The following is a 16,016-nucleotide window of genomic DNA, read 5'->3' on the forward strand; positions in this document are numbered from 1 at the left end:
AACAAAAAACACTAAAACTTGAGAAATTACGATTCTACTAACTTTGGAAAGAACCTTTTTGGCTTATACCGAAATACCACCATAATATGTTATAATAAAAATAAAGTGTTGCCATAGCCAGATACCTCTACGGGACCCTCGGCTTGAATGTAAAATTTCGTGAATGGCCTGGTAGCAAGGTATTACCTCATGTCCTCGAGAATCTTTTCCTGGCCTTCATTGGCTAAATCTTATATTCGATTTGATATGGAAGTCTTGACTTTGTTTTGAATAAGAATTTCCGTTGGTGTCATCAAATCTATATCTGCAGAAGTCTTAATTGAAATAAGCAAGCTGAAATTTGCAATACTATTTACTGCATTTTTATCTTTGTGAGACTTCCACCAACCGCTAACGGGATAAACAGCCAGGACATTACATCCGGCAAGTTCGGCGGCGCTCCCATGCCAGATGTCGGTATGGACAGAACCCTTTGTTCGACCTTGCACACCGATTGCCCACCATTTATCGCTTTCCTCGTTTTTATACTGTTGTCCCTCTTCCTGCACCGCTTTAGTAACCCGGCCCTTAAAATGGTTGGCATCTTCAGCAGGAGTTTTGATATCAAAACGCAGGCCATGGGATCTATAAGAATGGTGGCTGCGTCCTCGGGAAGAGGGGTTAGGTTCAATAAAATAAGATAGGGTAACTTTCATTTCAATGGACGTTGGCCCCAATGCTTCGAGTTCTGATTTTGGGAAAGGTAATGTATAAAATTTCACTTCATTTAGTTTGCTCGTTTTTTCTGCAATATAAGGTTGTATAGAGTCTTCGACAATCATGGTAAAATCATTTCTCATGGATGCTAGTGCTCTGCCTAAATCTGGTACACCAAATCCGCAAATTTTGACAAGCCTCTTGAAATCGTCCTTTTTATTTTTTGGTTTATTGCAATCAAATTGTTTACGCATTTCAGAAGTCCAGGAAGCGGATTGTATAACTAATGCCCTGACAGTTTCCGGTTTCAATATCGGGTACTTCTGCATTATATCGGCACATAGTTTAGAAGCCAGAGCAGATGATGCACTTGTGGCCTACATTGGAATAAAGGGCTTCTCGGTAAATTTATTATTTGTTGAAAGCAATGAAAGTGAATCAGCTTGCGCCTGTCCAAATTTGTTTTTAGCAGTATTACCACCTTCCATTACAACATCTGGTTTTAGCGGCCATTCATTTTCCCACGAAAATGAGGTTGTTGTGTATGGACTAATTTGTCCGTGGAAAGCGGTTATCTCATTATGGTCGGCGCTCTCTGCCGCAGATAATAAATCTTTCTCGGTAAAAGCGCCCACTGTTAATACATTCCAGGCTTGCCCGGGATCTCTTATACTTTCACTCATATTGAATTCAGGATACTTTACATTTTTTAACATAACATCAGCATTCCCGGCAGAAACTATAAATAATCGTCCGATATTATTATTTCCAAATGCAAGTTTATCCAAAGCCGCAGACCATGATGAAGGTTTTCCCCTATCCCATGAATCTATCGTTGTTATGGCTAATTGAAATACCCGCTTTCTCCTGGCATGAGGTATTTCTGCCTGGTATATTGCCTGTTCGGTATATTCAGCATACAAATCAAGCGGCCGATCTTTTTCATTAGGAATAAATTCCGACCGATTAATAATTTTTGAAGATTCCAGCCTATGGGTAATTTCTACAAGTTTTGTGTTTTCAAGTTTTGCCGTTAAGTCCCCAAATAATGAAAGTCCAGCAATTCCAGTTCCATGTCCTACTCGATCGTCTTTTCCCCATGCTTCATTAATCGTGAATAAATCATTGTCAGTAATTGAACCCTTGAGTAACGGGTGAGCGCCATTAACACCGGTATCAAGAATACAAACGAATGGTGTATTTTCATTCGCGGGTAAAACTGTAATCCGCATTGCTAAATCTTCCTGCCAGTCTTTCTGATCGTTCCCTTTTAATTCGCTAAAGAAATCTGCAGTTGTTTTAGCTTTACGGAGTTCCGCGATATTATTGAGTAGCAGTATAGATTTTTCCAATTGTTCTTTGGTAGCACGAATTAATAAAACCGTCCGCTCTTTGAATTCAATAAATGAATCAGAAACATCTATCCCCAAAGTTTTTGCAAGACTTTTAAACCCTTCAACTTGTTGTTGCCGGTCACCTCTGGCAGAAAGCCAGACTTCCCAGCAAGCGATCGTATTATCCTGCGGCATAGCCACCGTATCAGTCCAAAGGGCTTTAACAGTTGCTTTATGGAAGTTCGCTATTGAATCAATTAAAGGTTGGTTATCAGCCGAAACACCATTACTCCGTTGCTTATGGGCGCTATAGGCGGTTATTTTATCTTCAAATTTCTGTAATGCCCCGTCAGGGATAAAGACAGTGGCAAAGGTCCTTTTATCCTCATATCGGATATTGAGCAGCTCGCTATTACCACCAAATTGTTTTTCTTCAAACGCTTCACCAATTCCTTCAAAGCTTTCAAATTCAACAATAAGCCCTTTATCCAAAATACTTTTTGAGTCTTCCTGCAGTTTAATTGCTGCTGCTATATCCTGCCTTATGCCGGTTAATTGTTCCCGCAAAGTGGCGGCATGTGTTCCTCTTTCCTGTGCCGGAACTGGTTGCGTTTGGGGAGGCGGCTTGGGGTAATCGTATGATGCTTTTTCGCTGAAAAATCCAGGCTTCAGAAAAAGATGATCCTTGGAAGTATCCGCCATAGCTTAAGCTCTGAATGTAAGATTAAGTTGTTTTTTCATTTCTTGCCGCTCAGCCAGCGAATCTTTTGCAATCTCAAAATCAATGCTTTTAGATTTTCCTATGATGGCCGTTTTTATCATTTCGTTGGCCGCATTGGTTATTTCAGCATAACTAAGGCCTTCTGATGCAGTAACCAAGCCTTGCCAATTAAAATTCAGCGGCGCATACGTGGAAAGCCGTTCCCTCAAAAGTGATTCAATATGAACCATATCCGGAAGTTCATAAACCAGCACATCATCAAATCGGCGGAAAAGAGCAGTGTCCAGGATTTCAGGGTGATTGGTAGCCGCCAGAATCAAGCTGTTGCTGCCTGTTTCTTCCACCATTTGCAGGAAGCTGTTCAGGATACGCCGGGCTTCCCCGACATCGTTAGCCAGACCTCGTTCAGCGCCAATAGCATCAAATTCATCAAAGAAGAAAACCCCCAGCGTATTTTCGATTGAATCAAATATAAGCCGCAGCTTGGAGGCCGTTTCCCCCATATATCGGGATATAAGGCCATCCAGTCGTACCTGGAACAGGGGTAGCCCCAGCTCCCCGGCTAGCACCGAAGCGGTCATGGTCTTCCCAGTTCCCGGAGGACCAATCATAATCAATTTCCGCTTGGGAATGAGTCCATGCTGGGTAATACTCTCAATGTGACGGTATTCAAGGATGATCCGGTCTATTTTCTTTCGTAGTTGGTCGGTCAATATGATGTCCGAAATTCGTTTTTCGGGGTAACTGACTGATAACAGCCCTTTTAACTCCTCACTGGGGCGGTTAAAGGGGATGGTCTGCTTCTTGATCCGCCCACTCTTTGCGTGGTCAACCAGGTTTTTTACTTCATCGGCCAGTTTTTGATGCCCTTGGCGTGCCTCTGTAGCGGCAATCTGAAGGGCAACCGTGTTAAAATGCTCTTCATCGCCAATGTAATGAGAATTCAAGAGTGATTTCATCTGTGCCGCTGATGCCATTTTCTTCTTCCCTCTTTTATTATACCATATCGGTCAATATCGGGACTACTGTCAATTCATATACCGTCATGTGAAAAATGTTGGTTTTTTTTAACCAAACCATTGACAAATAAAATTCATTATGGTATATTTTGGTTATGATATACCAAAGGAAAGTGAATTGTCCAAAGAACAGCTAAAAGACCTTGAAAAGTCTGATATGGCCAAGCTCACAAAAATCGCCATTGCCCTTGCCGATGAAAACAGGGGTAAATTCCATGAAAGCTTTTATATCACTCAGGTTGGCTTGTCTTATCTGGCCTATCTTCTTATACAGCATAATAATAAAGATTCAAAACCTTCAAACGATACCATAGATACCATTTGCCAGGATAAAGAAATAGCCCAATACCTTAAAAAATTGATAACCGAAGGCTACAATTTTTCCTCGCTGCTTTCAGCCCAACCGGAAGAATTAATCGGCCTCATATTATTGGACATGGAAAACGAACAAAAATATCCAAAATTTTACCCTACCCCTGAAGGACTGACAAAGCTTGCCATTCGTCTTTTGCAAATTACTGAAACAGATGATTATGCTGATTTTTGCTCCGGAATCGGCAGCTCCATGATAACAGCAGTAAAAGAATCTTCTCCCAAAAGTTGTACTATCTACGAAATCAATAATGAATCAAATATTATCGCCTCAATTCGTTCAAAATTCCTTGGAGATACTATTTCTGTAAAATCAGAAAATGTATTTTCTCTCTCGAAAAAAGATGTATTCGACAAGATATTTTCAAATTATCCGCTTGGTCTAAGGCTTAACGAGCAGTTTAAAGAAACCGCCTTGTATAGCGAAATCAAAAATCGTTTTGGAGAATTTCCAAAAGCGACGTCAACCGATTGGTACTTTAATTATGCCCTGGTGACTCACCTAAAAACAAATGGAAAAGCCGTTGGTATTATGACCAACGCCGGTACATGGAATACCCTTGATAGAGACATTCGGGAAAAATTCCTTGCTTCTAAATACATTGAAGCGATTATAGCTCTTCCGGATAAGTTGTTCCCTTATACTGGAATTGGTGTTTCTATGATTATCCTGAGCGAGAATAACGAAAAGGTGCGTTTTATTGACTGTAAACATCTTGGCCAAAACAAGCGGCGAATCAATATACTGGCAGACAGGGACATCGATACCATTGTTGAAATGTATCATTCCAATAGCGAACACAGCAAAGTGGTATCCCTTGCAGATATAAAAAAAGAAGAATTTAATTTGAATCCATCACGGTACCTTGAAGGTGATATTGTCAACAGCAAAGATGCAGTGGAATTTGGCAGTATAATCAAATCGATCACGAGAGGCGCCCATTACAACGCTTCAGAACTTGATGAAATTAGTTCCAATATACCTACCAGTATTCAATATCTGATGCTTTCCAATATAAAGAATGGTCTTATTGATGATGACCTGCCTTTTGTCAAAGAGGATATTGCAAATAAATATAATAAGTACCTGATTCAGGATAATAATATTCTGCTCTCAAAAAATGGGTATCCTTTCAAGGTCGCTCTTGCTACAGTGCCAAAGAATAAAAAGATAATTGCCAATGGAAACCTGTTTGTTATTGAACTGGATGAAACCAGGGCAAACCCCTATTACATCAAAGCCTTTCTCGAAAGTGATGTTGGTATTAAATCCCTTAAAAGTATCAGCGTAGGAATGGCTATTCCTAATATTGCCATTAATGGCTTAATGAAGCTCAAAATCCCCCTTGTCCCATTAAAAGAGCAGGAAAAATTTGCGGCAGAATACCAGACAACCCTTGATGAAATCGCTCTTTACAAACGTAAAATAGAAAAAAGCGTAAATGCGCTCTTATCCTCATTTAAGGAACATACAATTGAATCAGCAACTACATAACCAAATCGTAAGCTTTATCTGGGGAATCGCCGATGACTGCCTTCGCGATGTCTACGTCCGCGGCAAATACCGTAACGTCATACTCCCCATGACGGTAATCCGCCGCCTCGACGCTGTTCTTGCCCCCACAAAAGATGCTGTCCTGAGCATGAAGAAGAACCTCGATAAAGGCAAAATCACCAACCAAACCCCGGCATTATGCAGTGCCGCAGGTCAGGCTTTTTGTAACGCTTCCCCCTTTATGCTCAAGGACCTCACTGCTCGTACAAGCCCGGCAAAACTCAAAGCCGATTTTAAGGCATATCTCGACGGTTTTTCTCCCAATGTCCAGGAAATACTTACTAAATTTAAATTCCGCGACGAAATCCCCACCATGCTCGAAGCCGATATTCTCGGCGCCGTTATTGAAAAATTTGTTTCCCCAAAAATCAATGTAAGCCCTAAACCTATATTGGATGAAAAGGGTAACGAAATCCTTCCCGGCCTGGATAACCATGCAATGGGTACGATTTTTGAAGAGCTTATCCGCAAGTTCAACGAAGAAAACAATGAGGAAGCAGGGGAACACTTTACCCCTCGTGATGTCGTTGAACTTATGGCCGATTTAATCTTTACGCCTGTAGCAAATAAAATCCTCGACTCCACTTATTCCTGTTATGACGGCGCCTGCGGTTCAGGCGGTATGCTAACCGTAGCCGAAAATCGCCTTGTGGAGCTTGCCGAAAAAAAGAAAAAGAAGGTATCCATTCACTTGTTCGGTCAGGAAGTCCAGGGCGAAACCTATGCAATCGCAAAAGCCGATATGCTCCTTAAAGGAGACGGCGCCCAGGCTGATAACATCGCCTTTGCTTCGACCTTATCCGGCGATGCCAATGCCTCAAAGGAATTTGACTTCATGCTTTCAAATCCTCCCTATGGCAAATCCTGGAAAGTTGATGCCGAGAAAATGGGTGGTAAGAAAGGAATTGTAGACACCCGCTTTATTACTCAATTCGCCGGAAACCCGGAATTCAATATGATACCCCGTTCCAGCGATGGCCAGATCTTGTTTCTGTTGAATAATGTTTCTAAAATGAAAAAGGATACTGCTATCGGCAGCCGGATAGCGGAAGTCCATAACGGTTCATCCCTTTTTACCGGGGATGCAGGACAGGGCGAAAGCAACGCCCGCCGTTACATGATAGAAAATGATCTGGTGGAAGCTATTATTGCCCTGCCCGAAAAGATGTTTTACAATACCGGTATTGCTACGTTTATATGGGTACTTGCCAACAAAAAAGAAAAAAAACGCAAGGGAAAGGTTCAGCTTATTGACGCTACAAGTATCTGTACGCCTCTGCGTAAAAGTATGGGTGATAAGAACTGCGAGTTTTCCCCAGTAAACCGCAAACAAATCCTCAAATTATTTCTCGATTTTAAGGAAAACGAACAGTGCCGTATTTTTGATAATAATGAATTTGCCTACTGGAAAATTACCGTTTGCCAGCCGAAATATGGCGCCAGGGGGAAAATTCTACTGGATAAGAAAGGCAATAAACAGGTTAATAGCGACTTAACCGATACCGAGCAGATACCATTTGCTTATGAGGGTGGCATTGAAGCCTTTTTTGAAAAGGAAGTGAAGCCTTATGCCAAAGACGCCTGGATTGACGAAAAGCAGACAAAGATTGGATATGAGGTGAGCTTTACCAAGTATTTCTACAAGCCGATTGAGCTTCGTTCGCTTGAAGAAATAACCGCTGATATAAAGGCTTTGGAAAAAGAGACAGTTGGGCTTTTGGACAGGATTTTGGAGGGCTAGGGGATGTTGAAAGCGTATAAGGAATATAAAGCCTCGACTCTACCTTGGAATAATATGATTCCTTCTCATTGGATAGAACAGCGTGCAAAAACAATGTACAAGAAAGAAAACAGGCCAGTTCAAACTAAGGATGATGTTATTACTTGCTTTCGTGATGGTATTGTTACGCTACGAAAAAATCGTAGAACAACGGGGTTTACAGAAGCCGTACAAGAGTTTGGTTATCAGGGTATTCGTAAAGGTGATTTGATCATTCATGTTATGGATGCATTTGCAGGTGCAATAGGTATATCTGATTCTGATGGGAAAGGAACGCCGGTATATTCTGTTTGTACAGCTAAGGGTGATTACAATAATTTTTACTATGCTTATATAGTCCGAGAAATGGCAAAAACTGGATTTATTCAATCATTATATCGTGGAATAAGAGAACGATCATCAGATTTTCGCTTTGAAGTATTTGGTTCGCAATTATTGCCACTTCCTCCCCGTCCTGAACAAGATCAGATTGTGCGTTTCCTTGATTGGAAGGTATCAATGATTAATACCTACATCAAGGCGAAGAAGAAGCAAATTGAATTACTTAAGGAACAAAAACAGGCGATTATCAATCAAGCTGTTACCAAAGGGTTAAATCCCAATACACCGATGAAAGACAGCGGTATTGATTGGTTGGGGAAGATACCAAACGGGTGGAGAGTGGGACGATTATCACAGCAATTCGAAATTATTTTGAGCGGATTGGATAAAAAATCATATTTAAACGAACGACAAGTACGTCTTTGTAATTATGTCGATGTGTACCACAATGATTTCATTATTGATTCTATGAAATTCATGCAGGCAACGGCGAGCGATTCAGAATATGACAGCGTGTTGCTTGAAGAGGGCGATGTAATAATCACAAAAGATTCTGAGAGTTGGGATGATATTGCAGTCCCGGCAATCGTAGATGAGCCATTGATTAATGTCTGCTGTGGCTACCATCTCGCAATCCTGCGTCAAAAGTATAGTTCAAAAATTATTCCAATGTTTTTATTTTATTTATTCAATGCGCGATTTGTTCAAATTCAGTATAAGTTAAAGGCAAATGGAGTAACTCGTTATTCACTTGGTTACCAAGCAATACATGACGCTGTATTGCTTATTCCGCCGTTAGATGAACAAAAAGCAATAATTGAGTATATCGCAATACGAATTGCGAATATAGAGAAGGCAATAATACTAAATGAGAGACAGTTAGCGTTAATGCAGGAATACCGAGTACAGCTTGTTTCCGATGTGGTTACAGGTAAGGTTGATGTGCGCAAGGTGAAGGTACCCGAGGTACTTGACGAGAGAAAAGAGGAATAAAAGGAAACAATAAACCTAATGCGAAGGAATGGAAAATGGGAAACATAAATATTTACAAGATTGATGTTGCGAAGCAACGGGATTTTGAAGATGAAGTATCAAAATATCAACAAATCGGCAATCAAGGTATCATCCGCAAAATAGAAAATAACAACGTAATCTTCAATTTTGTTTGTTATATTGAAAACAAACGACAAAAAAAAGATGTTGAATGGAACTGGCTGCCAATTGTTTTTAACTATAAGGGAGATGTTAAATCCGTCGCATCACCAAAAGCAGTCCTTGCAATAGAATATAGCGGTGAACTATATGCAATAACTTTTGGTTATTCTTTTTTTACTGTTGATAAATACTGTGATAGAAACTTTGGTTTCAATTTTGCGAGAAAAATTAAATATAAAGAGATAAAAACTACGACGTTAACATCGCCTAATTCTAATCGTAACAAAACAGTGAATACGTATATAAATTATAACGAATTAGAATTTGATAGTGGTGAATCATATGCAAAACTAAAGGCAAAGGCTGATATTCCAGATAGCTTTAATTTGTTTAAACCATCATTGGAGATCGGTAATTCAATAAAGTTCTCAATTGAGCATGATTCTCTTAATTCAATTATTGACTTAATCCTTTATATAGAAAGTGCAGTTTCCATGCTGCCCGATTTATATAAAATTCCGGTGTTTTCTAAAATATCAAGCAAAGACAGTGTTTTAATCGAATCTCTTAATAACCAACTGCGGATGGATATACAAAAAAACCCAACAAAAATAAATATATCGGAATTAGATATTATAGGTGCTACGGAAATATTTAATCATAATGATGGCGTCTTTACATTACGATACGAAATGCACAAAAAAAAGGTCTCGCTTCTTACCAAAGAAGAGTTAAATTTGTTTTGCCGCGATAATAAATTAAAACCAAAAGATGTACTTTTGGACATATCTGTTGTTAGTTATAAAGAAGGAGTATCAATACGCACTGACAAAATAAAAAATATCATTGATTATACAAATGATGTTGAAAAATGTATCTTGTCGAAAGGTGTTTGGTATAAATACAATAATGATTATCTGCAATATCTAAAAGAATCAATTCGAGAAGTACAAGTCGTTTATAATTCTACTTATGATTTTTCCGGCGCAGATCATCAAGCCTACATACAAAAACAATGTTCGCTAGAAAATGTTCTACCGGAATACAAAGGAAAAACAGATGATGAAATTAAAGTATTGATTACGCGAAAATACTATGCGGAAAGATGCTTTAATTTATTACGAGAAGAAAATGATGGATTCAAAAATTTCGATAGAATTGAAACACGCTATGGTTCTGCTGATATTGAACTCATGGATTTATACAAAGAAAAAACGATGTTTGCCGTTAAGATTGGAAATACATCGGCAAAACTTTGTTATGTCGTGGATCAGTCACTAACATCATTAAAAATGTACAAACATCAATTATTGCCAAGGATGCCTGAAATTAACAATGTAGCACTTTGGATAGTACTAGAACGTAAAAAACATCTATCTTCTTTGAGCAATGGAAATATAGATATTGATGAACTTGATATGCTCATGCTCAAAAATAGAATTGATCAATGGAAAAAAGAAGTGCGTATATCTGGATACGTCCCGATAATATATATTAACTATCGGACATAAGGAGGATGGTAGAACTCAAATGAAAACCACATGGGGCGGCGACTGGACAGAACAAAAGCTTGATGCGTTTGAAAAATATGTAAACGTATATCTCACCATAATGAATAAGCACCGCGATAAATATAATTGGAAGCTTATTTACTTTGATGCCTTCGCGGGTAGTGGTTCAAGGGCTGCGGATACAGAAAATGCAGACAATTTTCCACTTTTTGAAGAACTGGGCATAAGTAAAGATGAAATAGCAGTTTACAAAGGTGCTGCCGAGCGCGTTGTTTGTATTACACAGCGTGGATTCGATTATTACTATTTTATAGAGAAAGATGAGATCTCAAGAAAGGAGCTAGAGGAGCGGTTAAACACTATTGAACATGAAAATAAATTAAAAATGATATTCCGTGACCATGATGCCAATGAACAAATACATACAATGGCACGGGCCATGAAAAAGGATAAAAACCTCTATGCGCTTACATTGCTTGACCCATTCGGAATGCAGGTAGACTGGTCGGCAATTGAAAGCCTTGCCGGAACAAATACAGATTTATGGATTCTAATCCCTTCTGGTGTTATAATAAATAGGCTTCTGGACAGGGAAGGTAAATTAACTCACATTAATAAGCTTATTTCATTTTTCGGAATGTCCGAAGAAGAAATAAGAAATGAGTTTTATCGTGAAGAAAATAAATCGATACCATCATTGTTTGAAATAGATGCTCTAAAAAGAAAAACCGAAGAACCTATAACAAAAATAACTGAACTCTATATAAAACGGTTGAAGATGCTTTTCCCCCAAGTTACTGAAAAACCGCTTGAAATGAAAAATACTCGCAATGTTTCCATCTATCATTTTGCCTTTGCATCAAATAATCCAACGGCAAAAAAGATTGCTTCAGATATTATCGGGAGGATATCTAAATGAGAACTACAAAAATTGAATGGACGGACAAAACGTGGAATCCTATTACCGGGTGCACAAAGTTGTCTGCCGGCTGTGCTCATTGCTATGCGGAAAATATGGCACGTAGACTTTCCGCAATGGGACAAGCAAAATACAAAAACGGGTTTGAGATTACGCTCCACGAAGACGTGTTAAATGAACCTATGAAATGGCGAAATCCGCATACTATTTTTGTCTGCTCCATGAGCGACCTTTTTCACGAAAATGTACCATTTGATTTTATTGATAAAGTTATCAAGACTATTAAGGCTACGCCGCAACATCGCTATCAATTATTGACTAAACGCAGTGAGCGAATGGGGAAATACTTTAAAACACGAATTGTACCTGAAAATGTATGGCTTGGAACCACGGTAGAAGCTCAGAGTGCTAAAAATAGAATTGATTTGTTAAGAGCAATTCCGGCAACTATACGTTTCCTGTCATGTGAACCTCTTATAGAAGATCTAGGCAGTTTGAATCTTGAAAATATTGATTGGGTAATAGTCGGAGGTGAAAGTGGAAAAAGTGCACGCCCCATGAAAGAAGAATGGGTATTGTCAATAGAAAAACAAGCAAAAGATAATGGTTCTGCATTTTTCTTCAAGCAATGGGGAACATGGGGTTCCGATGGAATAAAGCGAAGTAAACACGCTAACGGAAAATTACTTAAAGGGAAAATTCGTCAGGCAATGCCGATTAGTTGACAAAATTCAAAATTGGAGGAATTGGTAAAATGACAGAACAAGAAAAATTCAACTACTGGCTTGAATATGCCGAATATGATCTGCAATCAGCAGAAGCAATGTTTGCAGGTAGGCGCTGGATGTATGTCATTTTCATGTGTCAGCAAGCCTTTGAAAAATTAGTAAAAGGTGCGGTAGGAGATAATTAAATGCCAACTAACACACGAGAAAGCGGACTTGAAGACCTCATTGTAAATCACCTCATTACTGAAAACGGTTATGAACAAGGCGATGTTGCCGATTTTGATAAATCCCATGCCATAGATGAAAAACGACTTCTACGGTTTTTAAAAACTACTCAGCCCGATACGATAAAAAAATTTAGTCTGGAAGATGAAGGTGCAGTATCAAAATTTCTTGACCGGCTCCAGGGAGAAATTGCAAAACAAGGGGTCGTAAATATTATTCGAAAAGGCTTACGGGGATATCCTGGCGATTTGGACCTTTTTTATCCAACCCCAAGCGACCGTAACGAAGATGCTAAAGAGATATTTAAGAAAAACATCTTCAGCGTGACCCGGCAACTCCATTATTCCAACGATGTCAGCCGAAAATCTTTGGATATTGTCATCTTCATTAATGGCCTGCCGATATTTACCATGGAGCTGAAAAATCGCTGGACAAAGCAGGATGTTCAGGATGCCATTAAGCAATATAAGGTAGACCGCAACCCCAGGGATTTGATTTTTAATTTTAAACGCTGCGTTGCCCATTTTGCCATTGACGATGAAGAAATCTATTTCTGTACAAAATTAGAAGGGACTGATTCATATTTTCTCCCCTTTAATAAGGGCTATAATGATGGCGCAGGTAATCCGCCAAACCCAACAGGAACAGCCACCGATTATTTTTGGAAAGAAATACTAAAAAAGGAAGAGCTGGCAAATATCCTTGAAAATTATACACAATTAGTAAAAGAAACTGACCATGTTACAAAAAAAGTTACGGAAAAGCAGATATTCCCACGGTATCATCAGTTATCAGTCGTTAAAGCGCTCCTTGCTGATGTAAAGGAACACGGAATAGGCTCCCGTTACCTTATTCAGCACAGCGCCGGAAGCGGAAAATCTAATTCCATCGCATGGCTTGCTTATCAGCTCGTAGAACTGGAAAAAGACGGCAAAAACCTTACTGATTCCGTCCTGGTAGTTACAGACCGTCGTAATCTTGATAAACAGATTCGTGATACTATTAAATCATTTACATCAGTTTCAAATAACATTGCCTGGGCAGAACATTCCAAGGATTTAAAAGAAGCGATACAGGACGGAAAGCGGATCATCATAACAACAATTCACAAATTTCCTTATATCTTTGCTGATATGGGAAGCGCCCACAAAGACCATCGTTTTGCCATCATAATTGACGAAGCTCATTCAAGCCAAAGCGGTAATATGTCCGCTAAAATGAATATGGCCTTGTCAACAAATATCTTCAACGATGATGATGAATCGGAAGATATCGTAAATAAAATTATTGAAAACCGCAAATTACTCCCGAATGCCAGCTATTTCGCCTTTACCGCCACGCCGAAGAATAAAACCCTTGAGCTTTTTGGAACTCCCTACAAAGAAGATGGAAAAACAAAACATCGGCCTTTCCATAATTATTCAATGAAGCAGACTATCGACGAAAGTTTCATCCTTGATGTGCTCAAAAATTATACGCCATACCAAAGTTATTATCATTTGATAAAGACAATCGAAAACGACCCATTGTTTGACAAAACCAAGGCTCAAAAGAAACTCCGCTCTTATGTTGAACAGCATCCGGAAGCCATAGCAAAAAAGGCGAAAATCATCGTTGAGCATTTCCATGAAGGTGTCGCGTTCCTGATAAAAGGCCAGGCAAGGGCTATGGTAGTTACCGGCAGTATAAAGAAGGCCATTGAGTATTTTGATGCGATAAATACCTGTCTTAAAGAACGCAAAAGCCCTTATAAAGCAATTGTAGCTTACACAGGCGGAGCGGAACATGCAGACCAAAAAAGCGCAACCGAAGCCGACCTGAACGGTTTTCCCTCAAGCCAAATTGAGGCCATATTCAGAACAGGCCAGTATCGCTTCCTAATATGCGCTGATAAATTTCAGACTGGTTACGATGAACCGCTTCTTCATACCATGTATGTAGATAAAATCCTTTTTGATATAAAAGCGGTACAGACTCTTTCCCGTTTAAATCGCGCCCGGAAGGATAAGGTTAATACTTTTGTCCTTGATTTTGCCAATAAAAGCGATGATATTAAAGAATCTTTTTCCCGGTATTATAAGACAACCTTACTTTCTGATGAAACGGATCCCAATAATCTTAATGGTCTTATTGCAAAAATGGAAAACCAAGAGGTTTATACCAAAGAGGATATAGAGGCAATAACTGCTCTATATCTCAAAAGTAAGCCCAGAAATACCCTTGAGCCTATACTGGATGTTTGTGTTGGAAAATATAAAAATCTTGAAGAGGATGCTCAGGTAGAGTTTAAATCTTGCGCTAAAAGCTTTGTCCGTCTATATAATTTTTTAGCGGCGGTTTTGACCTATGGCATGGCAGACTGGGAAAAGCTCTCAATCTTTTTAACCTTGCTATTACCCAAGTTACCCTCACCCAAGGAAGAAGATGACACAAAAGAACTGTTAAAATATGTTGAACTTGAAAGCTACCGTGCCCAAGCTCAGGCAAAAATCAATATCAGTCTGGAAGACTTTAATTATGAGCTTGATCCGGTTGAAACTGACGGTTCAGGCTTTGTTTCCCAGCCTGAACCGGATTATTTGACCCATATTCTTTACGATTTTCATAGCAGATGGAGCAATATTGACTGGGTTGATGAAGATAATGTCCAAGAACAAATAAAACGTATACCGGATATGCTGACCAAAAACGAGGCGTATCAGAATGCTATCAAGAATGCCAATAAATCTGATGCCAGAATGGAAAGTTATAATGCCATGAATAATGTCATGCTTACCATTATGCAGTCAAGTTTGGAACTCTATAAACAGTATCAAGATAATCCATCATTTAAGGAATTCTTGAATGAGTTTGGGTTTATAAGCACGTACCCGAAAGGCAAACCAGTATCTACAGGAACACAAAAAAAATGCTAAAATAAAGGGCGGGGTATGTACCCCTCGGACGGAATCAATACGTTCATACGCCGTATTTTTCCTTAATACGCAGGGCGCGGATGTCCTTAGCGGCGAGGGTTTCCGGTGTTAATCCTTCGGGAAGCCAGCTCCAGTCAGGTTCGACAGGAAGGTTTTCCAGTTCCTGGATAATCGGGTCCAGTCTCGCCGCCTCAAGTTCCGCCCGCGTTACTCGGGGCAATTCTTCCGCCGGGGTGGCTTTGGCTGGGGCAGCAGGCTCAGGGAAGAATACTATCCGAAAACGACCCATCTGCATTTCGGGAGAAAACTGTACTATGCGGCTGTCCGGTATCTCGATGGTTTGTTCTATGGTCATATATTACTCCGTACCTTTAACTATACCACAAAAAAGAGGGGGGAAACAATGTCAAAAATGTTACATGAGACGGGAAACTCTTTGGACTAAGGATAGGCTTGTAACCCGAGGATCACTCCGAGGATCATTTTACTTTATGAATTGACAAATTTCTAATGATGCGCCATGATATTCAATGTGATTTGATGATATGCCAATTTGTTTAGATATAATGAATTAGTATGCTTTGATGTTCATAAAGATATTGTACGTTGCCTAGTGAGGTAGACCATAACTCGTTTCAGGTACCAGTGCCGTAACAAGCATGGAAGTTCGAGTCTTCTTCTGGGCAAAGCTAAATTGAGGCCCCACCGTAAGGTGGGGTTTTTGTATTTACGGCCAGAAGAAGACTCGAACTTCCGGAGGCCCCG

The 16,016-nt window shown here is 39.6% G+C and carries 10 protein-coding genes and 1 pseudogene; 8 read left to right on the forward strand and 3 right to left on the reverse strand.

Translation table 11 applies throughout. From position 1 onward, the window contains the following. Positions 1–230: 230 nt before the first annotated feature. Both LQZ19_RS14860 and LQZ19_RS14865 read right to left on the reverse strand, forming a co-directional pair. Positions 231–2,732 (reverse strand): annotated as a pseudogene (locus tag LQZ19_RS14860) (S8 family peptidase). Positions 2,733–2,735: 3 nt separating this feature from the next. Continuing rightward, positions 2,736–3,728 carry an AAA family ATPase gene (locus LQZ19_RS14865; RefSeq protein ID WP_411048465.1) on the reverse strand — a complete coding sequence of 331 codons (993 nt, stop codon included), beginning with the start codon at positions 3,726–3,728 and terminating at the stop codon, positions 2,736–2,738. A 121-nt stretch (positions 3,729–3,849) separates the two neighbouring features. On the opposite strand from LQZ19_RS14865, the gene LQZ19_RS14870 reads away from it, so the two are divergent. The 8 genes from LQZ19_RS14870 to LQZ19_RS14905 are packed head-to-tail and all read left to right on the forward strand — an operon-like array spanning position 3,850 to position 15,251. Then, positions 3,850–5,637: an N-6 DNA methylase gene (locus tag LQZ19_RS14870; protein ID WP_411048466.1), complete on the forward strand. Its 1,788-nt coding sequence runs from the start codon at positions 3,850–3,852 to the stop codon at positions 5,635–5,637. Next, positions 5,618–7,438 (forward strand): type I restriction-modification system subunit M, encoded by a 1,821-nt coding sequence (locus LQZ19_RS14875; RefSeq protein ID WP_411048467.1) that lies wholly within the window; start codon positions 5,618–5,620, stop codon positions 7,436–7,438. The genes LQZ19_RS14870 and LQZ19_RS14875 overlap by 20 nt, the downstream gene beginning before the upstream one ends. A gap of 3 nt (positions 7,439–7,441) precedes the next feature. Beyond that, a complete protein-coding gene (locus tag LQZ19_RS14880; RefSeq protein ID WP_411048468.1) occupies positions 7,442–8,791 on the forward strand; it encodes a restriction endonuclease subunit S domain-containing protein in 1,350 nt (449 codons plus the stop codon). 35 nt (positions 8,792–8,826) lie between these two features. Further along, positions 8,827–10,464 (forward strand): DUF6119 family protein, encoded by a 1,638-nt coding sequence (locus tag LQZ19_RS14885; protein ID WP_411048469.1) that lies wholly within the window; start codon positions 8,827–8,829, stop codon positions 10,462–10,464. A gap of 19 nt (positions 10,465–10,483) precedes the next feature. Next, a complete protein-coding gene (tcmP, locus tag LQZ19_RS14890) occupies positions 10,484–11,383 on the forward strand; it encodes a three-Cys-motif partner protein TcmP (RefSeq protein WP_411048470.1) in 900 nt (299 codons plus the stop codon). Continuing rightward, complete coding sequence (locus LQZ19_RS14895) at positions 11,380–12,108, forward strand: phage Gp37/Gp68 family protein (protein ID WP_411048471.1); 729 nt, start codon at positions 11,380–11,382, stop codon at positions 12,106–12,108. The genes tcmP and LQZ19_RS14895 overlap by 4 nt, the downstream gene beginning before the upstream one ends. 29 nt (positions 12,109–12,137) lie before the next feature. Further along, positions 12,138–12,296 (forward strand): HEPN domain-containing protein, encoded by a 159-nt coding sequence (locus LQZ19_RS14900; RefSeq protein WP_411048472.1) that lies wholly within the window; start codon positions 12,138–12,140, stop codon positions 12,294–12,296. Further along, positions 12,297–15,251, forward strand: coding sequence for a type I restriction endonuclease subunit R (locus LQZ19_RS14905; RefSeq protein ID WP_411048473.1), 2,955 nt, complete (start codon positions 12,297–12,299; stop codon positions 15,249–15,251). Positions 15,252–15,294: 43 nt separating this feature from the next. Here LQZ19_RS14905 and LQZ19_RS14910 read toward each other — a convergent pair whose 3' ends face one another. Next, the gene (locus LQZ19_RS14910; RefSeq protein ID WP_411048474.1) at positions 15,295–15,606 is read right to left on the reverse strand and encodes a hypothetical protein; all 312 of its coding nucleotides are present in this window, start codon (positions 15,604–15,606) and stop codon (positions 15,295–15,297) included. Between the last annotated feature and the right edge of the window lie 410 nt (positions 15,607–16,016).

It is taken from the genome of Treponema primitia, assembly GCF_046533075.1.
In the GTDB taxonomy this organism is placed as follows: domain Bacteria; phylum Spirochaetota; class Spirochaetia; order Treponematales; family Breznakiellaceae; genus Termitinema; species Termitinema primitia_B.